The organism is Paenibacillus sp. HWE-109 (assembly GCF_022163125.1).
Taxonomy (GTDB): domain Bacteria; phylum Bacillota; class Bacilli; order Paenibacillales; family NBRC-103111; genus Paenibacillus_E.
Map to the genome: position 1 here is coordinate 5762143 of NZ_CP091881.1, position 24113 is coordinate 5786255.

Sequence of the window (24113 nt, forward strand, 5' to 3'; positions counted from 1 at the left end):
TAAACAAATGAGGCTGCCCGCAAGGTTATCAACCTTGCGGGCAGCCTCATCTCTCTATTTATTCACCTCATACAAGTAAAACACGTAATCAGTTGGAACACCCGCGTGCCCAAGCTGGCGCAGCATGGACGTGATATTGCCGCGGTGATACGTGCCATGATTCACCACATGCTGAATTAACTCACTGATGCTGGCTTGCAGAACCCCTAAAGTCGGATGGGGAAGATCCCTTACCAACTGGAGAACACCATCTTCATTCAAAAAATTTCGATAGGACTCAGCAAGCTCCACAAACAAAGCTTCTAGCTCCTTAATACTTTTCCCCGTCGTCTTTTCTTGGACCTTAGCTCGCAATTCTCTGGCTTCTTCATAACTGCGTCCTTGCATGGCTGCGAGCCAAACCATATCTATCTGATAAATATGTACCAGTCCTGCATAAAGGCTAGGAAACACATCCTTTAGCTCCTGATGCAGAGTCTCCTCCGACAGCTCCGCTAATCGCGCAAAAACCCGCCCATTTGCCCATGCATGGTATTCGTAGCTCTTCACAGTTGAATTAGACATTAACTCCATCCTCTGTCTTGGCAGCTTGATACAGCTCGATCAACGTGCCATCCAAATCTCGGAAGTACGCAAATTGCCCCTTCCATTGCGCATTATAATGAGGTTCTTTCACAAATTGAACGTCTTTTGCACGCAGCCGCGCATAGGTAGCATCTAGATCTTCTACTTCAATATTCAGTAAAAAGTTCGTGGCATACGGGTTGCTGGACTCCAACACTTCTCCTAGTGACTGACTCATTGCTTTGCGTGACAACAGTTCTACGCGAGCAGCACCCGTGTGAAACAGGGCATACTCCATTGATTCTTCATACCAATCGACCTTGAGTTCCAATTGATCTCTATAGAAAGCAACACTCTTCTGAAAATCTTCCACCAAAATGCGAACTTGCAATAAATTCATTGTATTTCCTCCTTGGGCTTCTCTTAAACCCATTGTAGAACATCTTCACTGACAGAAATGGTCAGTCAAGTTCAGCTGCCGCATAAAATTGATGTAAATTTCTGGTTACCTCAATCATTAATCTTTTGAGCAACTGCGGTTCCTTGATTTGGAGTGTGCCTCCATAAGTCAGAAGGAAATAAGGGAAATGTAATTTGATAGAACGCTCCTCCATGCGAAAATGCGCCTCAAACTGCGTTCGTTCTACGAGTGTATGAACTAGAAACCAATGACCGCACAAGTCATCCAAGGCTTGTTCCTTCCCCGTTATTTTGACAGAGATCATCTCATCCGGTTTCTCCGTATCTGGCATTACACCGGAAAGAAGAAATTTGCGCGCAGAGAAATCGGCAGGCCGCTCAAATGATCGATCCGTTGTCTCCAACAAGCGAATACGATCGATGCGAAAGCTGCGAATCGTGCTGCGAAGATGGCAATGACCAACCACGTACCATTTGCTTTTCCAACTAACAATTCCATAGGGATCCAGATCGCGAGACTCAGTGACAGTGCCATACCCTTTCTGGTAATGCATAAGAATTGTTTGACTCTTAGCTACAGCAACCTCTACGTCCTGTAAAAGATGGGCTTGCGAAGCATCCGCTTGAGGGTGAATGACATCCAATCCTTGTTCATGCAGGTGGATCTGACGAAGCTGCTCTTGATTGGTGTACATTTTCAACTTGGCAACCGCTTGACTTAGCTTCTCTCCGTAAGGATAGCCAGCCTCCTGAGCGAAAGCGGCAGCTTGAATCAAGGCTTTCTGCTCATCGAGATCAAAAACAAGCGGCGCCTCCTTAAACTCGCCTAGAAGACTGTACCCGCCATTATGGCCTGAATCGGCAATAATTGGGACACCGCTGGCGCATAAGGCATCGATATATCGGTATACCGTTCGAATATTAATTTCCAGTTTTTCAGCAAGCTGTTTAGCGGTTACTCTCCTATTCGACTGGAGCAGCCACAGGATTGTAAGCATATGATCCGCTTTGCTCATGTTACACCGACAACCGTTCCACTAAGCGATGCGAGTCCAGCACCAGATCACTGCGAATACTGCAAGCATTCGGATTATTTAAGCTATCCAAGAAATGCTGAACGACGCTTGCGAAGCCTCTTCTTTCCAGCACGGTGTCCCAACTTCCGAACGTACGCACACGCGGGGCTCCACCTTTCTCATAGAAGACGGCTGACTCCAGATTCGTAACTTCCACAGACCGCCCGCTTCCATGCAGCTCGACTTTTTCAAGATCTACCCCTGCAAGCCGAACCATGCTGTACGTCCCAACCGCTGAACCGAAAGCCAATGTTCCCGAAGCATGAAGCAGCTTGCCGGCATCATCCACTTGCTGCTGATATGTGTTCACTTCATAAGGGCTTTCGCCCAGCCATAATAAAAGGTCCAGCATATGTATCAAATCATCATATAAGGTTTCTTTGGCGCCATGGCCTTGCAGCTTGATCCGATGCTTCACGGCTGAACACCAATCGAAGCCGCCTGCTTCCTGCAGCCACATCTTGGCCTCCACATAGAGCGGAGCAAATCTGCGATTAAAGCCCGCAGCAAGCAGAATGCCTTTTTGTTCCGCAAAGGATGCCATTTGCACCGACTGTTCCCAGTCATAGGACAACGGCTTATCTACATAAACGGCTACACCATGCTCGATACATTTCATTGCAAGCTCATAATGCGTCGAAGTTGGACTATGCACAAATACAGCATCCAATCCCAAAGCTAGCAGTTCATCCAAACTCGTTGTCCCATAAGGAATTCGATATTTCGCCTTCATCCGTTCAACCGTAGCTGGTGTAGAGCTCATTATGCCTGCAATTTCTACGGACTCATTGACCGAAAGCAGCGGCAAATAGACCTTTTGCGCGATATCACCCAAACCAATAAGTCCGATTCTTTTTTTAGTCATAGCCTATTCCCTCCTCAATTCTTTTCCAAGTACCAATCGTCCTACCAATACGCCTAGCACTAGCAAGACAGCTCCTACAATCGTTGAAACGCCATAAATCTGCACCCAGAGTGGGGCATCGATGAGCAAGGCATACACTTTCCCGCCAAAAATAGGTCCTAAAAAAGCCGCAAATCCGGTAATTGCCGAATACGTCGCAATATACATCGGCCGCTCGCTCTTAGGCGTATCACCAATCGTAAATGTGAAAACCATCTGATTAAACCCGCCCAGACCAACGCCAAGCACAATATGAACAGCATACAAAACGGCTATAGCTGGAATGAAAGCAATCGCTCCCCACAATAAACAAGCAAGGGCAATAATCGGCAAGGACCATAACAGCAAAGTTTGCGCGCTGAACCGTGCATTCAGATTTCCCCACACATAATAGCTCGCCATCATGACCAAGGTATGTACCACAGTAATTAATGACACTGTTTCATAGTTAATTTTCATCAACTTGAGCATCACATACGAGAAAAGCGGGACCGTTACCCCCTGCACGAATAAAAAAACGGCCAAGAAGAGAATCGCTTTGAGAAAAGCACGGTCTCTGAGCGGCTTGCCAATCATCCCGACCGGGTTGGATTCCGTTGAGGGCTCGAAAGGCGGGTTCGGATATAAAAAGAAAGCGGATATATTCAAAATGACACACACCGCACAAATCATAAATAAAATAGTAAAGCCCTGACCGCCAGGATATCGGTCCAAAATTTGCCCGCCAACAAAAAGCGCAAGCGAACTAACGCCACCCAGGATCGTATTGCGCAGCCCAAAGTATCGCCCGCGAATAGGCCCAGGCACCGCATCGCTGATGAGCGAAGTCCAGACAATACCGCCTGCCGCATTGCCTAAATGCGCAGCCGTGTAGAGCACGATATACATGAATACCCACATATCCTGCGGGAAAACGAATGGAATAATGCCGACAGCGGTCCACAGGATACGATGCGAGGAAGCAAAAATAAGCAGCATTCGCTTGCGATTTCTAAATTTTTGCATAATGACAGCCATGCCGATTTGAATAATATTCACAACCGTTGTAACAGCCAAAACAAAGCCTATTTCCGTTGAGGTCGCTCCCAAATACAACAAGTATCCCGTTAAAAACGGTCCACCCAAAAGTTGGAAAATAATAACTGCCGGGAACCCTTCCAGCGTAGCTACCAGCAAACTTTTACGGTTGGAAGACATTTTCTTTCTCGGATTTCGCCAACGATCCAGCACATTCATGAGTCTTCCTCGCCTCCATTTGTAATTCTTAGGTGATAAGTTGATCTACTAGTTACAAAAGATAGGGCGCTTATGGTAAAATAGGACTGACTTCCTAATCTATCATGTCAGGCGGGATCATCGAATAGCCATGAAACCAAACCATTTTGGTCTAATCACAAGCTTATTACTCTTTTTGATCTTCATTGTACTCTCTCTTGTGTTTCAGTCAACTACTTATTTGTATATCGCAAGCGTGGGGCCGCTGCTCATTGTTCCCTTTCTTCCTGACATCCGGACCGGTCAATTCATTAAACCGAATCAGGCCAAAGGTGCTGTCCGTTTGATCACAATGGAGAACAAAGATCAAGCTCATGCCGATTTTCTGGTCATCTATTTTGATCCAGGCTATGTGAAATGGAACAGCGGAAAGCTTTACTTCCATTTGGATGATATCATGAAAAATGTGTATATCAAACCAGATCCTTTAGCCGCGACATTGACGGTTTTAAAATATGATCTTTTTCTTCACCGCAACAAGAAAAACTGGGTCGGCATTTCTTTAGCACAACTCAAACAGCGCACAGAACAGCTATCTTATACAACCAACGAAGTCAATCGCCTCGTCATCCAATTGTCCGATATCAATGAACTCTTGCAGCGCCCACTCTCGCAGCCAGCTGCAACGGGTCAAAGTATCGGCGCATAGATTAACAAAGAAACACCCAGCCATCTAAGATGGCTGGGTGTTTCTTTGTTGCAGCGCCGGCACGATGCTAATCCCTGCGCTGACTGCGACGTAGGCAAGGATAGTAGAAGGCTTCTGTCCCAGCTCAGCAACTAGGGCTGACACACACTTGCGAATATGGTAAGCAGGCGGCGGGGAACACGTCAAACCAGTCGAATCGGCAGAGACTCTTCAAGCCGACTTGAGCCAGCGGCAGTGAAGCGTGCTCGCTGACAAAATCCTCGTGGACATCTCCAATCCGTTCACCGAAGATTTCAGTGATTTCACGCTGCCTTGGAGAACCTCAGCCGGCGAAGTGCTGCAGCTTTAACGCTGTATATCAGCGTTAACTGCGCCCGTTCGCTGATTTGGCGGGCTTTTCTCATGCGGTAAGGTTGTTTTTCAACCTTATTGGCTTGGTTCTGACTGATCCTGCAGCTTTAACGCTGTGTTTCAGCGTTAATTGCGCCGGTTCGCTGATTTGGCGGGCTTTTCTCATTCCGTAAGGTTGTTTTTCAACCTTATTGGCTTGGTTCTGGCTGATCCTGCAGCTGTAACGCTGTGTTTCAGCGTTAACTGCGCCGATTCGCTGATCTGGCGGGCTTTTCTCATGCGGTAAGGTTGTTTTTCAACCTTACCGCTTGGTTCTGGCTGAACCTGCAGCTGTAACGCTGTATTTCAGCGTTAACTGCGCCGATTCGCTGATCTGGCGGGCTTTTCTCATGCTGTAAGGTTGTTTTTCAACCTTACCGGCTTGGTTTTGGCTGATCCTGCAGCCGTAACGCTGTATTTCAGCGTTAACTGCGCCGGTTCGCTGATTTGGCGGGCTTTTCTCATTCGGTAAGGTTGTTTTTCAACCTTACCGCTTGGTTCTGACTGAACCTGCAGCCGTAACGCTGTATTTCAGCGTTAACTGCGCCGGTTCGCTGATTTGGCGGGTTTTTCTCATGCGGTAAGGTTGTTTTTCAACCTTATTGGGATCGTGTGTGAACGCGAGAGATTGCTTTAGATTAATGGAAATAGAGATCGTAAAGATATGGAAAAGAGCCCATGAGGGCTCTTTCGTTGGTTCATCTATTCAGTTGCTCTCCGCACAGATAGGCGGCAAGTGTGCGTACCATGACACCTGTTGCCCCTTTGGGTTCGATGCCTTTGGCCGACCATAACCAAGCTGTCCCGCCGGTATCCAGGTGGATCCAAGGCGTTTCTTCAGCGAAGAAGCCGATGAATAATCCCGCGGTAATGGCTCCCGCCCAGCGATCTGACGATGTGGAGTTCTTGATATCAGCCACATCGCTTTTGAGCATGGCGCGGTATTCGGGATAGTTGGGCAGCTGCCACACTTTCTCGCCTGCGGCGGAAGCGGCTTGGAGCAGCGGTTTCAGGAACGCGTCGTCATTCGTCACAGCCCCTGTCGCGATATCAGCAAAGCAGATCAGAATGGCGCCTGTTAAGGTAGCCACATCAATGAGGCGTGTCGCGCCTTTCTGCTTGGCGTATGTAATTCCTTCAGCCAGAATAATGCGGCCTTCGGCATCTGTATTCAGCACTTCAACGGAATGCCCGCTGAGCAGCGTGACGATGTCACCTGGACGATAGGCTGCGCCTGATGTCATGTTCTCCGCCGTTGGGATCACGACAACCAAGTTGACCTTGGGCTTGAGTTGACCGACGATGTGCAGAGCTCCAAGCAGTGTGGCCGCTCCGCCCATATCACTGATCATCTCTTCCATGCCATCGGGCCGTTTCATCGAGATTCCGCCAGTATCGAAGGTCACGCCCTTGCCGACGAGGCCCAGCACGTCGGCGGAATCCGGATCACCCTTATACTCCAGGGTGATCATGCGCGGCGGGTTGACGCTGCCTGCGCCAACCGCGATGAGGCCGCCCATCCCGCGGGCGGCAATCTCTTGCTCGTCCAGCACTTCGCAGGCGAAGCCGTAGTGCTGGGCGAGCCGAACGGCTTCCTCTGCGAGGGAAGCCGGAACGAGTTTATTGCCCGGGAGGTTCGTCAAATCCCGGGCATAGTTCGTGCCCTCCGCAACCGCCTCGGCGGTTGCGATGGCCACCTCCAGAAGCGCTGCATCCGCAGCCGCTTCTGTGAGCAGTACCGCCCGGCGCAGCTCAGCGCGCGCCAGGTCGCTCTTGCGGTACGCCGCGATGCGGTACGTACCGAGAAGCAGCCCTTCGGTCAGCGCCGAGGCGGCGGACCGGCTGTCGAACCCGCTTGGCAGCTTCAGCGCCAAGCTCTCAAAGCCGAGTGCGAGCGCCTTGCGGCTCGCATAGACCGCGGCTGCACGCAGCGTATCGCGTGATGCTGCGGGGCCGATCCCCGCAACCAGCACGTACGCGTACGGCAGCAGCCCGTAGGTAGGCAGCGCCTCAAGCTCGCCGGACGCGCCATTGATTTGGCCCTTTGCCAGCATGCGGGCAAGGGCTTCATCGAGCTGCGGCTGTCCGAGAATAATATCCTGGCGCAGCTCAGCCTCACTCAGGCAGACAAGGATCGCGTCTGCCCCAGTTGCATTATCCAATAATGACGTATACCCACTTGTCGTAATCGTCGTAGTTTTAGCAAACATCGCTTCGATCTCCCTGCTTCGTTCAAATTAATAAAAAGAGGCGGCCTTCTGTACGACCGATTGCATCGGCAAATGATAAGGACATTTATCCTCGCAAAGCGGTTTTTCTTTGCATGGATCATGGTCTGCGCAGCCTGTTATTCTTTCCTTTTGCCGTTCAAAAAATCCATGACCTTTGGGCAGCAGACCAAATTTCTCCCTGAATTTACTCGCGATCATCACATCCGGAATCGAAATTTCTAATGGACATGAACAATAGTTGCAGCGTCTGCAATCATGCTGCCCCAGTTCAGCAGCCAATTGTTCAAGTTCCTGACGCTCCTTGGTCCCAACCGCTTCCTCTTGGGCAGCCAAATTCTCCTGAACTTCCTTCACGCTCACCATACCGGATATCGTCACGTGCACATCTTGGCTGTAAGGATAACGAATCGCGCGATCTACCGGTTGAATGAATCCACCTGACAAAGGTTTCATCGCTACCTTCATTAAATCCATCTCCGTTGCCTTGGGAATCAACTCATCCAAAGCAAACGGCTGAGCCAAATTCAGATGAAATAAAATCTGGGAGAACTGCCCTTTGGCAATCCATTTGGTCAACAAATCCGGGCGATGCCCCGAGATGCCAATGAAGCGAACTTTCCCTTCCCGCTGTGCTTCCAGAGCTGCTTTATAGGCCCCTTCCACATCCATAGCCTTCTTAAATTCACTCACATAATTGACGTAGTGAATCTGGAGCAAATCGACATGATCCGTCTTCATCCGTACCAGACTTCGTTCGATTTCCGCTTTGGCTGTTTCATAATCACGCGCCCCGGTTTTCGTCGCCAGGAAATACTCTCCCCTGCGATGGGAAATACATTCCCCAATAATTTCCTCACTATTGCGATAGGCCGCCGCCGTATCGATATAATTAATGCCGTGGTCCAAGGCATAATTCAATGCTTCTCTTGCTTGTTCTAAGGGCACACTTGGCAGATTCATAGCACCAAAGCCAAGTGATGATACATTGAAGCCAGACTTACCGAATCTTGAATACCGCAAGCTTCTATCTCCCTTCCCCTACAACCCCAAATTTATTCGTTCTTATAAACACAACTATTATTGTAATACAACTCCGATAACGCAACAAGCACTCTAGCCCCTCTGCATCGCAGAGTTCCTAAAGTGCTTGTTAGTCTAATTCAACTAATCCCGAGAACCGTTACCATTACCGTTACCGTTATCCTTCGCATCTGTTCCCCGATCTTTCCAGTTCCATTGGAAATTCGAATTTCTATCGTTACCCTTAGGCGTCGCCGTTGGTTTAGCTGTTGGTTTAACCGTAGGCTTCACGGTCGGCTTGCTGGAACTGGTCGGTTTAAGCGTAGGTTTTGCGCTAGGCGTTGCTGTAGGTTTCGGCTTGCTGGATGACCCATTCTTGGAATCATCATCATCGTCATCATCCGAACGTCCCGGCTTTGGGGTCGGTTTACGATCATCATTTTTATTGTCATTATTATTCTTATTGTCATTATCATTCTTGTTGTCATTTCGACCGTTCTTGCCATCGTTCTTAGTCTCATTTTTGCTGTCATTTCGGTCATTCTTGTCATTTTTATTGTTGTTATTGCCATTGTTATTATTGTTGCGATCGCCCTTAGGTGTCGCTGTCGGCTTAGGTGTAGCTTTGCCGTTATTTCCGTTCTTTGTATTGCTTGTCGGGCTGTTTTTTGCATTCTTGTCGTTGTTTGTCTCTCTGTCCGACTTTTCATTTTGGATTTGCTGAATTCGCTCACTCAGCTTACCTGATTTCTCATCGGCAACCAACCGCTGCAAAGATGATTTATCAATCGGTTTATCCGGTTTGACCAACTTATCAAGTCCGCCATTATCCTTCGCCAACTGATGTATGGATACCGTTTTGATATCGTCGAGCGATACTTTGGCCCCATTATCAACCGCATTCAGATAAACCGCATACTTCCCGGCCGAAACTCCGCTGGCTTTGGCTTCCTGTCTTATTTCCTGCGGTGCTGCAAAGGCAGTAACACCATAGTTATTGACCTGATCAGGATGCGCCTCTTCAATATGCTTGCTGACCTGCGCCTTGAGCTTGGTTGCGATGGCTTCATCGTTCACGACCGTCTTCTGCTCGACAACCGTTGAGCTGATAATGATGTCCCCTTCTCCCCTAGCCAGCGCACCTTGCTCCGCTTTATCGAGAATATCTGAAGTCACAGCTGCAAGAGATTTGCCTTTGAACTCCAGCGTGCTGATTAAATCATCACCATCTGAGTTTAGGCCATGCAAATCTTGCACGACTTCATCATTATCGATGCCAATCTCGACACTTGGATTAATATCGATCGTTACGTAGGCAACGACTTGGCCACTTGGCACATTTCCGGTCAATGTTGATACTAATACAAAGCATACAAGAATAGCAGCTGCCATACCTGATATAATCGCCATTTGCGGGATCCGCAAACGCCGGGCAGCAGGCGTGAATATAATTTCTTCCCCAACCTCACAATTGCGTGTTCCCCTTGGAAGCTTTTCAAATCGACCCTCTGGATTCATGACAATAATGGAGTTTTCGCTTAATTCCATTACGATTCCCTTGTTCATGCGCTGTTCTTCCCTTCTTTATGCTGTCCTCATTCTCTAATATGCAAATAATCCCGCAAGTAAGGAAAGGGTCCGTTGAAGATGAGAGCGATAGCTATCAAATATTTGCGGTTTCGCTCCAACGTTTTTCTGGAAACCTGTACTTGCTCGAGCAGTTCTTTAATGGGCAGCTGCCTTTTGGTTAGAAGAGTACGCATAAGTTCTGCATCCTGTGCTAGTGTGCGTCCGATACCGAACAGCATCTGTCTGGAATCATCGTGTTTGGGAGACGCGTCTGTCAGCTCAGAAAATTCAATATCGAAATCACGCAAGACTTGGCTAAAATCAATAATTTCATTCCGTCGTTCTTCAAGACCTTTCTGCTTCTCATAAGCTTCAATAGCTTGATGAACCTCAATTGGATTCAGCAGATTATCTTCCTCATCCTCTTGATCGAATGAGCTGTAGGGAATCTGGCCTTTGAAACGCTGCTCTTTACGCAAGAAATCAATAAGTCTTCTCCGCATCACGGTTTCAGCAAATCCTAGAAAGGATCTGCCCATCACAGAAGAGTATTGATTAATCGCTTCGTTAAATGCCCCTAGAGCAATACTAAATTCATCATCGCGCGCCGGATCAATATATCGTTTACAGAACCTGCTCGTCACCTTGGCTACGTAGGGCTGGTAGTCCGAAATAAATTGGTTCCTTAGTCGTAGGTCTCCTGCTTGAATTTGATGGATTGTAACCTCAAGGGAAGAGGCATGGGGTTCACTTTGTCCCTGGGACTGCTTCTTCCCAAGGAACTTTTTGAATAGTACCAGTAGCACCTTTCCACCTCACAGTATAGTAGTTTCGTCCTTATGTATAATAATTAGGGGGGTATGATGTTTGAAAAACTTAAATAAAAAGTAGATTTATTATAACATAGATGTACAAAACAGCACCTACTGGCAAATAAAACCTTTGGTGGCGATTTCATTTTCACTCATAATCCATTACAATTAAGGGAAGGAGGTGTGTTTCCAATGGAACAAAGCAATCAATTCGGGAAGTTTCTTGAGACCCTACGAGGTAAAATTTCCTTGCGTAAAGTTGCCAATAAATGTGGATTATCCCATGCTTATATCAGAGATTTAGAGCTTGGACGTAATCGTACCACGAATGATGTGATCAAGCCATCCCCGGACACGTTAAGAAAATTAGCCCAAGCCTATCAATATCCCTATACGGATTTGTTAATAAAAGCAGGTTATTTGGAAGAAGCATCAACTATGCAAATACCTCCAACACCACGCTCTGTTCAACTGGATGCCGTTTGGTATGTTGAGTTTGGTATCAAATCGATTACCTATGTTTCCGGAGATTCTGTCGTAGAAGAGAATGTGGAATCACTCGTTGCCTTCACCAGTTTTATCGACACACTAATCGAACATGATTTTGTTAAATTAGATATGCATCTGTTCGTAAATCTGCACAAAATAAAAAAGTATGCCCCCACTGAAGGCAAACTTTTTTTTGATTCTGCGGAAGATGCCTCTGGCGTGACCATTGCCGCTTTGCCGCAAAAGAAATATCATCAGATCCTGCTTGATTATGCCGCCCTAAATACTGGACAATCTACCGAAACTAATTCTGGCGCGTACCTCTCATCGTTGAAAGCGAAGCTCTTTACTTAGCATAACATAGATGAAAAGCACAGTAGCCACGCTTAGCATTTGGATAGGCATCAAAGCGCTCAGCACACTATCCGGATAAGAGTGGCGATAAGTGATGCCAATGATAACGACGATGATGAACAAATAAAATCCCGCATTTTCATGCGTAAACGGTATTCTTGTGTAGTGGGTTAAAAAAGTGAACCCCAACCGCAGTTTCAAGAGCGCAAACAGCATAGTGAATTTGGCTATCAGTGCGATCAACAGAACCATCGTGGAAGTGTTCAGATCTGTTTCCAGCTCAGCGTAAGAAATCCAATCCATCATGTCGCACCCAATAAGCACACCTGTGGATACGATGATAGATAAAAAGTAACCCGATAAAGCAATAATTAAAGAAGGCACCAGACTGAATTTCCAGACGATCATGAGTGCTGCACAAATAATACTGACATAAAATAAAGGCCAGTTATCGAAAAAAGTGACAAGCGTTCCTGCAAGCGCAGCGAGCGATATTTGTATCCGGAACGGTTTTATTCTTTGACGGAAAAGGACCAATGAAAACAGGATCATCGGCACGAAATCAAGACAGGTTAGGATCAGTTTCACCCATATAAACAACGCCAAACCCCTCATTTCCAAGCATACTCTTAGGTTGTCTACTGAACTTATATGTACATCTAGAACTATACAAGATTACAGTTCGTTTGCGTTCAAAGTGGACTAAGTTGGCTGTTTCTGAGTATAAGTTGACCGTGTGCAGGGAGCCATTGGTGAGAGAATTGGAGTGCGATAAGCGTATGAGCCACCGTTTTACAGTTGCAATCGTGGAAGATAATTACTGGGTAGGCAAGCTGCTCGAAAGCTATAGTGAGCAATGCGGATTGAAAGTCATCTGCATCGTCTCTGATGGCGAACAATTTATTGGCATGTACGATGAGCTGCAGCCTGATATTTTGCTAGTGGATATTGGCTTGGAGGGGAATCTAGATGGAATCACCATGGTGCAGTCCTTGCGAGGAGCCGGGTACCGGCAAAAAGTGATTATGGTCAGCGGCACCACGAATATTGAACATGTGTTGACGAGTTTCCATGACCTAGGATCCGTCTACTTCCTATCAAAACCCGTTATGTTACCCAAGTTTCAAGCGGCCATCAGCAAAGCTATAGATGAAATCCAACTGGAACGAAGTCGGTTTGTTGAAGTTCCTAAACCTAAATCCGCCACTTGGATTACGGTCAAAAATCAGAAATCAACACTCCCGATCTCCGAGGATTCCATTCTTTTCATAGAGAAAGAAGACAAGCGCTTAACTCGAATTCACTTGATGAATGGGGCTCAAATGGCCTCCAGTACCAACCTGTCGGATATCCTGGCCCAGAGTTCGCCATTCATGTTCAGTCCGTTTAAAGGCTTTCTCGTTAACATGCGGCACGTTGTTTCGTACGTCAAAGAGAGCGGATTCCCCACCTCGCGTCGCTTCCTTATACACTTGAATCACACGGCAGTTAAGGTGCCACTGAGCAGAAATTTGCAAAAAGAGTTTGCTAGATTGCTGCTGGAAACGCAGTAGTCTCGTAAACAAATCGAGAAAACAACTTTTCCGCTTTTAAGAGATGTTCCTCTTAAAAGCGGAAAATCCTGCTAAGGGAACTATAGGGCGCTATTTAGATAAATAGTAGGGATTCTTGGGCAATAGCGGAACTACAGGGTCTTATTTCCACGAAAAGCGCTAAATTTCTCACGAAACAGTAAAATAGCGCCCTGTAGTTCCCTCAACCTCGCGATAATGACACTTTTGGCTAGAATAGCGGACTGTAGTTCCCTCCCTCCACGTTCACTCCAAAACCTATAAATTTCTTTTTAGAAATGTACTTCGCCCCTAATTTCAATGTACTAAACTCCGCCGTAAAATGTATCTTTCTGAGGGGGATTAGCTGAAACAACAAAAAACCGCTGCAACTCAAAAAAGAGTGCCAGCGGATTTCGCTCTTTATATGATTCAAACCCCTACATATTCTTAGAGGTTTTCTTATTCTTCAGCCTGTCCCGGCGTGCGCTCAGCATTTTCAATCGCTTCTTGAGCTGCTCTTCCCACTCCGTATCGTCAATACTCTTGGCAACACCCAGCAAATCGAGCGCCATATCGATCTGGCTGCGAACAATATCCAAAGGCTCTTCGCCCTCATGATTGACACAATTGTCGTGAAGCAAGTGGTCCTTGCCATCCACGTATTCCAGAAAATCAACCTCTGCCGCCCCGTCGCCATGGGCATATTCCGCTAAGATCTCATATTCGTTCTCTACCAAATAGTGAACTTCAATACGGTGACATACCGGGCAGAAGAGAATCGGCACATTGTGTATTTGCGTACGAATATGCTTCAGTGTACCTTTTGTTCCAATCATACTGGCTCCACAACAAAAACTCATGGATATCCCTCCCTTAGAGCTCTCCGCAAGGAAAGCTAGCTTCGTAAGCACAAACTTGTTTACCCGGATTACTCAATATATTCGCCTTAAAAGGTGGAAATTCCTTTTTTAAAAGACAGCTAGATTTTAACAATCTGCGCATATTTTTCTGTGGAAAGGCGAATGCTTGTAGAGTCAAAAGATCGTGTTGAAAAGCATTTTTCATGAAACGAGGAATCGCCTTGAAAACTTTGCCAATCGCGGGATTCGAGGTTCCGGACCGCTACAACAAGGACTTACTCCATCTTATGGCAGTAAGCGCGAATTCGCTCTATGTATATTGGGAAATTAGTGACAGGCGCAGATGGCTTTTGTCTCAGCATTTCGAATGTGATTATGGCGTTATGCCCAAAGTCATTCGCTTGTACGATGTGACTCATCAATACTTCGATGGCAATAATGCGCATGCTTCCTGGGATGTGGTCACGACGCCTGAAGCTGCGAATTGGTACTTTCATCAACTAGCTGCGAATCGTACCTATCTCGTTGATATCGGCACCTATACTTGGGAACATGATTTCATTCCCCTGCTTCGCTCCAATTGTGTGGCGACACCGAGGGACTCCGAAGCCCTATGGGGAGAACCGCTGCAATCCGTTGTGCCAGAAGCGCAAACAGCTCAGATTTCGCATCGGCTTACACCAAGTTTTTTTGAAAATATTCAAACTTATTCTCCGTATGCGAGGTGAATGTCTACTTTGATCAACCGCATCAAACAGAAGCCTGAGCTCAAGGGATATCTCACCGTTGTATTGAATGCTCACCTTCCTTTCATTCGTCATCAGGACCAAGACGGCAGTTTGGAGGAATGCTGGTTCTACGAAGCTATGACTGAAACCTATTTACCCTTATTAGAAGTTATGAATCATCTTCGTGATGATCAGATTGATTTCCGCCTCACATTTGCGATGACGCCTACGCTCATAACCTTGTTTAGCGATCCGCTTATGCAGGAAAGATATCGTGGCTACCTCCAGAAACAGATCCAACTTGCAGATGCTGAACAGGTGCGTTTAGCTAACGATACAGCCTTCTTGCCGCTTGAGAAGCTCATCTCAGAGCGTCTCCGGGAGCTGATGATGATGTACGAGAGCTGTCAGGGCGATGTGGTTGCGGCGTTTAAAACATTTCAGGACCTAGGTCTTATCGAAATCGTAACTTCTGCCGCTACCCATGGTTATCTGCCTCTCATGAAAACCGAAGAAGCGATTCGAGCGCAGATCATGACCGCTATCCGTACATATGAGGAGTATTTTGGCCGAAAGCCCCGCGGCTTTTGGCTGCCGGAATGCGGTTATACGCCAGGCATAGATCGTGTTTTGAAGCAAGCGGGCATTGATTATTTCTTTACCGATTCTACAGCGGTAGCCTTCGCTGCTCCCCATCCTAATCGAGAACTGATGGCCCCGCTCCTGACACCTTATGGTGTGACTGCGTTTCCGCGCGATCCAGAATCGGTGAGACAGGTGTGGAGCGCCGAGAACGGCTATCCCGGGGACTTCGACTACCTTGGAAAAGGCAGTTACCGAGAGTTGTATGAGCCCGAGACGGCTTTGGATAAAGCCGCCAAGCATGCGGAAGATTTCCTCGCCAACCGTCACAAGCAAGCCCAGCACTGGCATCATTGGCTTGATCGCAAGCCTATCATCGTTTCTTCCTTTGATGCCGAATTATTCGGTCACTTGTGGCATGAAGGTCCTGCTTTCCTTGAGCAGCTGTGCCGTAAAATTTATCTCGGCCAGCATGCCATCAAGATGATCACACCCAGTGAATATCTGGACGAATATCCCATAGCCGATGTCGGCAAATTAAACGAATCCAGTTGGGGCCGCAACCATTCAGCCGAAATGTGGCTGCAGGGGCATAACGACTGGATCTATCGGCATCTTCATCAGGCCGAGGAGCGCATGATTCAGTTGGCGACCAAACATGAACATCTGGCACGCCATGGGAAATTGAGTGCTCAAGTGCTGAAACGGGCTTTGAATCAAGCAGCCCGTGAACTTATGCTGGCCCAAAGCAGCGACTGGGCGTTCATTATGGACGCGCAAACTGACGTCGACTATGCCGTTCGCCGAACGAAAGATCACCTCGGAAGCTTTCATCATCTCTGTGATCAAATAGACCGGGAACTCGTCGATGAAGATCATCTGACTGCGCTTGAAGAAATAAATCCTATTTTCGCCGATATCCGCTATCAGGATTACATTAGCATCCACAAGCTCTCCCCTATCCCTATTATTCCAAGTTTAGCTGATTGGGAAACATTGCTTGCAGAAACAAGTCACCGCACTAATGTGTTCATGCTCGCTTGGGAATATCCACCCAAACAAGTCGGCGGCTTATCCAGAGCCGTTCACGAACTTTCTGAAGCGCTGGCAGCTCGCGGGGAAATCATTCACGTCATTACCACTTCGGTTCAAGGCGCACCTGCTTTTGAAAAGATGAACGGTGTTTATGTACATAGACTTCCAATTGATCACTCCGGGAATACCCACTTCTATCACTGGGCTTTCGAAATGAATCTGGCGATGATCGATCATTTGGTGCGTTGGCGGGAGCACGGGGGGAGGATTGATCTTCTTCATGCGCATGATTGGATGGTTTTTCATACTGCCAGAGAAATCAAGGCCAGTTACGGCATCCCCTTGATTGCCACCATCCACGCAACGGAATGGGGCAGAAATCAAGGAAATCTCTACGCCGACCTGCAAAATAAGATTCATCAACTGGAATGGAAGCTAACTTATGAAGCAAGCCGAGTTTTTGTATGCAGCGCCTACATGAAAGAGGAAGTGGAACGTATCTTCCACCTCCCGCCTGATAAGGTGAGCGTTCATCCGAACGGCATTGATACCCAAGTGAGTTTGGCGCCAGTCCATCGACCTGTCATTGCGGGCAAGCAGGATAAAGTGATTTTTTACATTGGCAGATTGGTTTACGAAAAAGGGATTCAAATCCTGATTGCGGCGATGCCCGCCATCCTTTCCCACGTCCCGCAAGCGAAGCTCGTTATCGCCGGGTCTGGGCCTATGGAAACTGAGCTTCGCGCGAATTCAGCTCATTTGGGAGATCGTGTCGCCTTTGCCGGTTTTGTCAGTGATGACTATCGAACGCAGCTGTATCAAGCGGCAGAAGTTTGTGTGATCCCAAGCTTGTATGAACCATTCGGAATTGTCGCGCTGGAAGCTATGGCGCATAAAAGGCCCCTTGTCCTCTCCGATACCGGCGGATTAGCCGAAATCATTCGACATGGGGTCGATGGCTTCAAAGCGCTGCCTGGACATGTGGATTCATTGGCATGGCACGTGTCCGAAATGCTGCTGCAACCGCAGCTAGCGCTGCAGATGGCCGATAGTGCTTATCAGCTGCTGCAGCAGCACTACCAATGGACGCATATCGCCGAGCAAATTCAAGATGAGTACAGGAGGCTGACTCATGATCAGCTTGCCATTGAAGCAATCGTTGAGCATTAAGCCTGAGCAAGTAAAGAATAGCGAAGGAGGTCATCCCCATGAAGGCTGTTATTATGGCTGGAGGCAAAGGAACGCGGCTTCGTCCCCTGACTTGTCATCTCCCCAAGCCTATGGTGCCTCTTCTTGGAAGGCCCTGTATGGCTTATATTATTGAACTGCTTCGCAAACATGGCATTCAAGATATCGCCGTGACTATGCAGTACAAGCCAGATGTCATTCGCGATTATTTTGGCGACGGGCAGGCTTACGATGTGAATCTTCATTATTTTGAAGAAACGAGTCCACTAGGTACAGCCGGCAGCGTCAAACAGGCGCAGGCCTTTCTAGACGAAACTTTCTTGGTCATTAGCGGGGATGCGCTGACGGATTTCGATCTGGAGCATGCCCTCGCTTTTCACAAAGAAAAACAAGCCAAAGCTACACTCGTCTTGACTCGCGTCAGCCATCCCTTGGAATATGGAGTCGTCATGACCAATGCGCAAGGGCAGATTACCCGATTTTTGGAAAAACCGAGCTGGGGAGAAGTGTTCAGCGATACGGTCAATACCGGGATTTATATTCTGGAGCCAGAAATGCTTGAACGTGTTCCACAGGGACAGGAGTTCGATTTCAGCCAGCAGCTTTTTCCTGATTTGCTGCAAGAGCAGAACAGCCTTTATGGGTATATCAGCCCTGGCTACTGGATGGACATCGGCAATTTGCAGCAATACCGTCAAACGCAGTTTGATATGTTGGATGGCAAGGTGCAGCTGACTATCCAGGGGAATCAAATACGTCCTCGCGTTTATCTTGCTGATGACGTTGATATCCATTCAGCTTCTCAGGTAACTGGACCTGCTTATATCGGCTCAGGGACGATTATCGAAGCCGGAACCGAACTTGGCGAATACTGCATTATTGGTCAAAACAATCGACTCTCCCGAGGCAGCAAAGTAACTCGCAGCATTTTATGGGACCATAATCATCTCGCACCTTACAACGAATTAGCCGGCTCCACACTGACCAGTCGAATCATTTCCAAAGAAGCCTCTTACTTCGGGGACGGTTCTGTGATTGGCAATCATGTGGTCATAGGCGCAAACAGTCGGATTGAGCCCAATGTGAAGATTTGGCCCTATAAGCAAATTCGCGAAAAAACCCGTATTCATTCTTCTTATATTTGGGGAGACCACGCGGCGAAGACGTTATTCAAAACGAATGGGGTAAGTGGCATTCCCAATCTGGATTTAACACCGGAAATGGTTGCCAGATTCGCTACAGCCTACGGAGCAACCTTAGCCTACGGCAAGACGCTTGCCGTTAGCTGCGCTCCTCATCCTTTCACTCGCTTACTAAAGCGTACATTGACGTCTGGTTTACAATCGGTCGGCACCCATGTTGTGGACTTAGGCGATGGTTTTGCGCCTGCCGCGTGCTTCGCTATTCGCCATTTGGGCGCTGCGGGGGGGATTCATCTTGCTTGGTCGGGGAATGACATGGAGGCCATCTGTCTAACTTGTATGGATGCGGAAGGACTTCCGATCCCTAAGTCCATCGAACGGAAGGTGGAAAACAGCTTCTGGCAGGAAGACTATGCCCGGGCTTCCATACAAGCCATAGGCAGCTACAGAGACGAAACTCATTGGTTCCAGACCTACATCAATGCCTTGTCCCAAGAAATTAGCGAAGAGAGAACGCATTCGACTCTCCCTTCTATGCGCATTGTGATTGAAGCAAGTTCCTGGCTTCAGCCCTTTATCGTTCCCTTTTTCAAACAGTTAGGCAGCGATGCTATCCATATTACTTCCGCCAGTACACTGGAGCCGCTTCACCAATTCATTCCTCTATCCGGCGCGAATCTTGGGCTGCGTATGCATGACGATGGCCGCAGCTTTCAGCTGTGGACGGAAACAGGAACACAGGTGGATAGCGACTTGCAGACGGTCTTTCTGTACCTGTGTTATCTGCACAGCCGTCCAGGCGGCACCATTGGCGCCCCGGTCAGTGCCCCGACACTGCTCGAAAGCATCGCCGAGGGACTAGGGGCCAAGATCATTCGAACCAAGGAAGATCAACGTGCAGTTCAGGAAGTGACACATGAATCAAGGATGCACCCGTTGTTTGATGCTCTATTTGCCATCGGACTGGTTGTCCTCCATTTGGATCGAACAGGCCTCCCGCTTTCGACGCTGCTGAATTTATTTCCTAGCCTGCATCTTCACCGGGAGCGCATTGATTGCCCTTGGGACTCGAAAGGCGAAGTGATGCGGAGAATGATGGAGCGAACGAAGGATACCCCTGTAGATCTGGTCGACGGGATTAAGTTCTATCACGATGACAGTTGGATTCTGCTGCTACCCGATAGCGATGATCCTGTTTTCCAACTCGTTGCTCAGTCTACGGCACCGGAGCTGGCCCGGCAGCTTGTCCAAACCTACCGCGGGCACATTCTAAACGTTCTCCAATAAGCATACCTATAGTACAGATAGATCCAATTCGTGTTGGCCCAAGTCTCAAGATGAAGGGGAGAGCGGCGTGAATATGATTTCAAGCGTTTCCAGACAGATTGCTTTCGTACAGTATGACGATCAATCCTCGAGCATGACAGTGCAATATCATACCGGTTTTAAAGCCTCGTATACCAATGTAAAGCAGGATGAATATCAACTCATATTTACATCGGCAAATCGATATGACTCCTTAATGAGACTAACGGAAACCCGGTACATGGAAGGTCAAAGCCCTGCCAAGTGAAGGTTAACTTGTGATCTCCCCCTTTTCCATAAGGAGGAGATTTTTCGTTTCTATCCTGCATATGCTACAATATTGCTCAAAGCTTAGCACGGCATCTTCCCACTATTTCCCTAGAAAAGGTGAGTCCGATTTCTATCCAAGCCCTCTCCACGCATCGTTCCGATCAGGACACACTGCATATGCTTGTACAGTCCCCGACTGTTCTGTTTGTGTATTGGCAGCTTTCCGCAAGAACAAGCAGACTGGTACAAGAACACTTCCAAGCGGAGTGGCGGGATCTTCAGCCCACACTTCTCCTGCGCGAAAGATCTGATCATCCAGCCATCGATGGACAGCTGACAGAAACGATGTCGGAGCTTCCTCTGCCTTCAGGAGATTCTTGCTTTATCGGCGGTTGCCTGCCCGGTCGCCAATATGTCAGCGACCTCGGTATTCAGAATGAGTCAGGTCAGTTTATCCTGCTGCTGCGTTCCAATACGCTTCACATTTCGCACCGTCCTATCGACGGTACCGATCCTAATCCATCTACAACCAATGAACAAATCCTCCTATACCGGCCTACGGCCCTTTCCTTAGAACGAATGAACCCCATACCTTTTGAATATTTCTCTGCCTATTCGGTCTATGCGCCTAAAAACGCATACCCTGCAGATACAGAATCCGGAGGCGATATGGATTGAGCAACTCACATGTACACGGCTATGTTGCTTTGCTTCTGCATGCCCATATTCCTTATGTACGTCATGACAAGGACGAGATCACGTTGGAAGAACGTTGGTTTTTCGAAGCGGTGGTGGACAGCTATCTGCCGCTGATTGAAATGATGGACCGGCTTCAGGAGGAGCGTGTTTCATTCCAACTCACCCTCTCGCTGTCTCCTCCGCTCCTCGCCATGTTGGCGGATTCGCACTTGCAAATGAGGCTTCGCCAGCATTTGGTTGCCTTGTGCGAACTGTCTCAGCGCGAAGTAATTCGTCTGTGGGGACATCAGGACTTCAGCCTCACAGCCCGACTATACGCCGATCATTATCATCGGCTGCTTGCTATATACGATCGCCTGCGAGGCGATCTCATCGGGAAGTTCCGCAGCCTCAGAAGCGCAGGCTGCTTGGAATTAATCACCTGCGCAGCGACACATGCGTTCTTGCCCTTGGTCAAGAACGATGTGGTGCTGCGCGCGCAGTTGGAAGCCGCCGTGCAGGAATTCCGGCGGCATCTCGGATCTGCTCCGGCGGGCATCTGGCTGCCGGAGTGTGGGTACACGCCTGCGCTGGAGCCGCATTTGCAGGCGCTGGGTCTGCGCTATTTCGTCGTTGACGCGCATGCGCATGAGACGGCGGATCGCGGATTGCCGCTGCGCACGTCAAGCGGCGCCTGCGCCTTCGCTCGGGACCTCGAAGCCGGCGCTCACGTGTGGAGCGCCGAAGTCGGCTACCCGAGCGACGCCGACTATCGCGAATATTATCGCGATATCGGCTATGATCTCGGCCAGGGCGGCGGGGCCGAGTGGGAATACTTGAAGCCCTATGTGCTGCCGGACGGCGCACGCATTCATACGGGCTTCAAGTACTATCGCGTCACCGGCGCTGGTGACGCCAAAGAGCCCTACCACCCGGCGCGCGCCGCTCAGAAAGCTCAGCAGCATGCTGAGCATTTCGTCGCCAGCCGGGTGGCGCAGCTTGAGCGCCTCGCTCGCGCGCAAGAGGCGCTGGCTGAAGCAGGCCGCGAAGCGGAGCCTGCGCAGCCCCCAGTCATCGTATGTCCATACGATGCCGAGCTGTTCGGACACTGGTGGTACGAAGGCCACCAGTGGTTGGAAGCTGTGCTGCGCGGCTTCGCCGCAGCTAACGCCTTGGGCGTAGTCGTGGACACGACTACGTTAGGCGCCTACGCCGCCGCCCATGCGCCGACCACGGAAGCGGAGCTTCCCGTGTCCAGCTGGGGCCGCGGCGGCTATGCCGAGGTCTGGCTGCAGCCGCGCAGCCAGTGGGTCCATCCGCAGCTGCACGCAGCGGAGGATCGGCTCGTGCTTGCTGCGCAGAAGCACGCGGACCCGCAGCTGCTGTCGAAGATGCAGCAGCGGGTGCTCAACCAAGCAGCGCGAGAACTGATGCTCGCACAAAGCAGCGACTGGACGTTCATTCTGGACGCCCAGACCGTAACCGATTACGCGATCAATCGGATTGAAAGCCATTGCGCCAATCTACATCACTTGCTGCACGCTTTGGATGCAGCAGTTGCAGATAGAGAGCTTGCTGAGCTCGTCATTCCTTTAGAAAAAAAATTACCCTTTTTACCTGAGCTTCACTATCGCCTATTCCAACCCACTGCCTCCATTTATTCTAAGAATAGTACGCTTGGCAGCCTTTGTAGCGCTTCATTATCCCAAACGAAACTTAATTCTTCCGCCAACAAAGCGGCCAACCCTCCTTTGCGCATCCTTATGCTGGCGTGGGAGTATCCGCCTAATGTCATCGGTGGCTTGGCTAGAGCAGTTTGCGATTTATCCAAGCAGTTGGCCGCATCGGGTCATGAGATACATGTTGTTACTTGCCTATCCGGCAGTTGTCTGCCTTATGAAAGATCCGAAGGCGTACATATCCATCGCGCAAGTATCCTGCAATCCGGTGAAGCCACCCCTTTTCTCGACTGGGTTTTTCAAATAAACCTGGCTTTCACCCAAACGATCGCTCGCTTATCCGAGCAAGGACTGCGATTTGATATTCTGCATGCGCATGATTGGCTCGTTTATTATGCGGCAAATGAGAGCAAGCAAAGTTTGCAAATCCCGCTTCTAGCAACCATCCACGCCACAGAATATGGCCGTAATCACGGAAACCTGGATACACCGGTTCAACAACGCATTCATGTTCTGGAATATAAGCTGGCTGCTGTGGCAGACCACTTAATTGTATGCAGTTTATTTATGCAGCAGGAAATAGAGAAACTTTTTGAGGTCCCTAAGCATAAGATAAGCGTTATTCCGAATGGGGTTATGCCCTTTCTTATTCCGGTTGACTCGCCCAAGACAGCGAACTCGCAGCTCGCATCCGCCTTGTTTGATGGTCAATCACCTAATAAAATCATCGCATTCCTGGGCAGACTTGTGTACGAAAAAGGCGTACACATCCTAATTGCCGCGATGCGTCTCGTGCTCAAACATTTTCCCCAAGCCAAATTAGTGGTCGCAGGTGCTGGACCAGAACTTGAAAGACTTCAACAACTTGCCGCTCCGCTGGGAGATCGCGTCTGTTTTGTTGGTTTCCTGGATGAATCAGATAAGAACCTGCTGCTGCATCAGGCCGAGCTCTGTGTGTTCCCGAGTCTGTACGAACCATTCGGTCTCGTCGCCCTGGAAGCCATGGCAAGCGGAACACCGCTGATCGTTTCAGATACAGGAGGTCTTGCCGAAATTGTCGACCATGAAGTCAACGGTTTACATGTTCCTCCAGATGACATACATGCGCTTGCCAGGCTAATCGATAAGCTTTTCCAGAAACCTTTATTTTCAGCCCAACTAACGAAGGAAGCCTTATCCAAAGTCAGCGCTATTTTTAGCTGGGCACCTATCGGCACTTTGACAATTGAAGCTTACAGTAAATTGATTTTCCAGCAAAATCATGAATCAGGTATAATCCTGCATCAGAAGGAAATAATCAAATAATATGGAGAACTATGCCAATTGTAAGCGTGCCCAGT

20 protein-coding genes are annotated in these 24113 nt (G+C 48.6%); 9 read left to right on the forward strand and 11 right to left on the reverse strand.

Annotated features, from left to right (window positions below; all coding sequences use genetic code 11):
• Nucleotides 1-54: 54 nt before the first annotated feature.
• The 5 genes from LOZ80_RS24505 to LOZ80_RS24525 all read right to left on the reverse strand — a co-directional run bounded on the left by LOZ80_RS24505 (nucleotide 55) and on the right by LOZ80_RS24525 (nucleotide 4200).
• Nucleotides 55-564: a DinB family protein gene (locus LOZ80_RS24505; protein WP_238167135.1), complete on the reverse strand. Its 510-nt coding sequence runs from the start codon at nucleotides 562-564 to the stop codon at nucleotides 55-57.
• The gene (locus LOZ80_RS24510) at nucleotides 557-964 is read right to left on the reverse strand and encodes a VOC family protein (RefSeq protein ID WP_238167136.1); all 408 of its coding nucleotides are present in this window, start codon (nucleotides 962-964) and stop codon (nucleotides 557-559) included. Before LOZ80_RS24510 ends, LOZ80_RS24505 begins: the two co-directional genes overlap by 8 nt.
• Before the next feature lie 61 nt (nucleotides 965-1025).
• On the reverse strand, nucleotides 1026-2000 hold the full coding sequence (locus LOZ80_RS24515; RefSeq protein ID WP_238167137.1) for a helix-turn-helix transcriptional regulator: 975 nt from the start codon (nucleotides 1998-2000) through the stop codon (nucleotides 1026-1028).
• A gap of 1 nt (nucleotide 2001) precedes the next feature.
• Nucleotides 2002-2925 (reverse strand): Gfo/Idh/MocA family protein, encoded by a 924-nt coding sequence (locus LOZ80_RS24520; RefSeq protein WP_238167138.1) that lies wholly within the window; start codon nucleotides 2923-2925, stop codon nucleotides 2002-2004.
• Nucleotides 2926-2928: 3 nt separating this feature from the next.
• Nucleotides 2929-4200: an MFS transporter gene (locus LOZ80_RS24525; protein WP_238167139.1), complete on the reverse strand. Its 1272-nt coding sequence runs from the start codon at nucleotides 4198-4200 to the stop codon at nucleotides 2929-2931.
• A 130-nt stretch (nucleotides 4201-4330) separates the two neighbouring features.
• Here LOZ80_RS24525 and LOZ80_RS24530 point away from each other — a divergent pair, with 130 nt between their 5' ends.
• Nucleotides 4331-4888, forward strand: coding sequence for a hypothetical protein (locus LOZ80_RS24530; RefSeq protein WP_238167140.1), 558 nt, complete (start codon nucleotides 4331-4333; stop codon nucleotides 4886-4888).
• Between the two features lie 1088 nt (nucleotides 4889-5976).
• On the opposite strand, the gene LOZ80_RS24535 is transcribed toward LOZ80_RS24530, so the two are convergent.
• The 4 genes from LOZ80_RS24535 to sigI all read right to left on the reverse strand — a co-directional run bounded on the left by LOZ80_RS24535 (nucleotide 5977) and on the right by sigI (nucleotide 10904).
• Nucleotides 5977-7488: a leucyl aminopeptidase gene (locus tag LOZ80_RS24535; RefSeq protein WP_238167141.1), complete on the reverse strand. Its 1512-nt coding sequence runs from the start codon at nucleotides 7486-7488 to the stop codon at nucleotides 5977-5979.
• 27 nt (nucleotides 7489-7515) lie between these two features.
• Entirely contained in the window at nucleotides 7516-8529 is a 1014-nt protein-coding gene (locus tag LOZ80_RS24540; RefSeq protein ID WP_238167142.1) for an aldo/keto reductase, read from the reverse strand.
• 144 nt (nucleotides 8530-8673) lie between these two features.
• Nucleotides 8674-10095, reverse strand: a complete 1422-nt coding sequence (locus tag LOZ80_RS24545; RefSeq protein ID WP_238167143.1) for an anti-sigma-I factor RsgI family protein — start codon at nucleotides 10093-10095, stop codon at nucleotides 8674-8676.
• Nucleotides 10096-10124: 29 nt separating this feature from the next.
• The gene (gene sigI / locus LOZ80_RS24550) at nucleotides 10125-10904 is read right to left on the reverse strand and encodes an RNA polymerase sigma factor SigI (RefSeq protein WP_238167144.1); all 780 of its coding nucleotides are present in this window, start codon (nucleotides 10902-10904) and stop codon (nucleotides 10125-10127) included.
• A gap of 198 nt (nucleotides 10905-11102) precedes the next feature.
• On the opposite strand from sigI, the gene LOZ80_RS24555 reads away from it, so the two are divergent.
• On the forward strand, nucleotides 11103-11753 hold the full coding sequence (locus LOZ80_RS24555; RefSeq protein WP_238167145.1) for a helix-turn-helix domain-containing protein: 651 nt from the start codon (nucleotides 11103-11105) through the stop codon (nucleotides 11751-11753).
• Here LOZ80_RS24555 and LOZ80_RS24560 read toward each other — a convergent pair.
• On the reverse strand, nucleotides 11724-12353 hold the full coding sequence (locus LOZ80_RS24560) for a hypothetical protein (protein ID WP_238167146.1): 630 nt from the start codon (nucleotides 12351-12353) through the stop codon (nucleotides 11724-11726). The genes LOZ80_RS24555 and LOZ80_RS24560 overlap by 30 nt on opposite strands.
• A gap of 179 nt (nucleotides 12354-12532) precedes the next feature.
• Between LOZ80_RS24560 and LOZ80_RS24565 the strand changes: the two genes are divergently transcribed.
• Entirely contained in the window at nucleotides 12533-13306 is a 774-nt protein-coding gene (locus LOZ80_RS24565) for a LytR/AlgR family response regulator transcription factor (RefSeq protein WP_238167147.1), read from the forward strand.
• A 437-nt stretch (nucleotides 13307-13743) separates the two neighbouring features.
• Here LOZ80_RS24565 and LOZ80_RS24570 read toward each other — a convergent pair whose 3' ends face one another.
• On the reverse strand, nucleotides 13744-14166 hold the full coding sequence (locus tag LOZ80_RS24570) for a hypothetical protein (protein ID WP_189016494.1): 423 nt from the start codon (nucleotides 14164-14166) through the stop codon (nucleotides 13744-13746).
• 221 nt (nucleotides 14167-14387) lie between these two features.
• Between LOZ80_RS24570 and LOZ80_RS24575 the strand changes: the two genes are divergently transcribed.
• The 6 genes from LOZ80_RS24575 (at nucleotide 14388) to LOZ80_RS24600 (ending at nucleotide 24078) form a co-directional block, all read left to right on the forward strand.
• Entirely contained in the window at nucleotides 14388-14894 is a 507-nt protein-coding gene (locus LOZ80_RS24575) for a DUF4912 domain-containing protein (protein WP_238167148.1), read from the forward strand.
• Nucleotides 14895-17681 carry a 1,4-alpha-glucan branching protein domain-containing protein gene (locus LOZ80_RS24580; RefSeq protein WP_238167149.1) on the forward strand — a complete coding sequence of 929 codons (2787 nt, stop codon included), beginning with the start codon at nucleotides 14895-14897 and terminating at the stop codon, nucleotides 17679-17681.
• Nucleotides 17682-17719: 38 nt separating this feature from the next.
• Nucleotides 17720-20128 carry a sugar phosphate nucleotidyltransferase gene (locus LOZ80_RS24585; RefSeq protein WP_238167150.1) on the forward strand — a complete coding sequence of 803 codons (2409 nt, stop codon included), beginning with the start codon at nucleotides 17720-17722 and terminating at the stop codon, nucleotides 20126-20128.
• Nucleotides 20129-20201: 73 nt separating this feature from the next.
• On the forward strand, nucleotides 20202-20414 hold the full coding sequence (locus LOZ80_RS24590) for a KTSC domain-containing protein (protein WP_238173107.1): 213 nt from the start codon (nucleotides 20202-20204) through the stop codon (nucleotides 20412-20414).
• Between the two features lie 119 nt (nucleotides 20415-20533).
• Nucleotides 20534-21094, forward strand: a complete 561-nt coding sequence (locus LOZ80_RS24595; RefSeq protein WP_283214700.1) for a DUF4912 domain-containing protein — start codon at nucleotides 20534-20536, stop codon at nucleotides 21092-21094.
• Nucleotides 21091-24078 carry a 1,4-alpha-glucan branching protein domain-containing protein gene (locus tag LOZ80_RS24600; RefSeq protein ID WP_238167152.1) on the forward strand — a complete coding sequence of 996 codons (2988 nt, stop codon included), beginning with the start codon at nucleotides 21091-21093 and terminating at the stop codon, nucleotides 24076-24078. Before LOZ80_RS24595 ends, LOZ80_RS24600 begins: the two co-directional genes overlap by 4 nt.
• The last annotated feature ends 35 nt before the right edge of the window (nucleotides 24079-24113 follow it).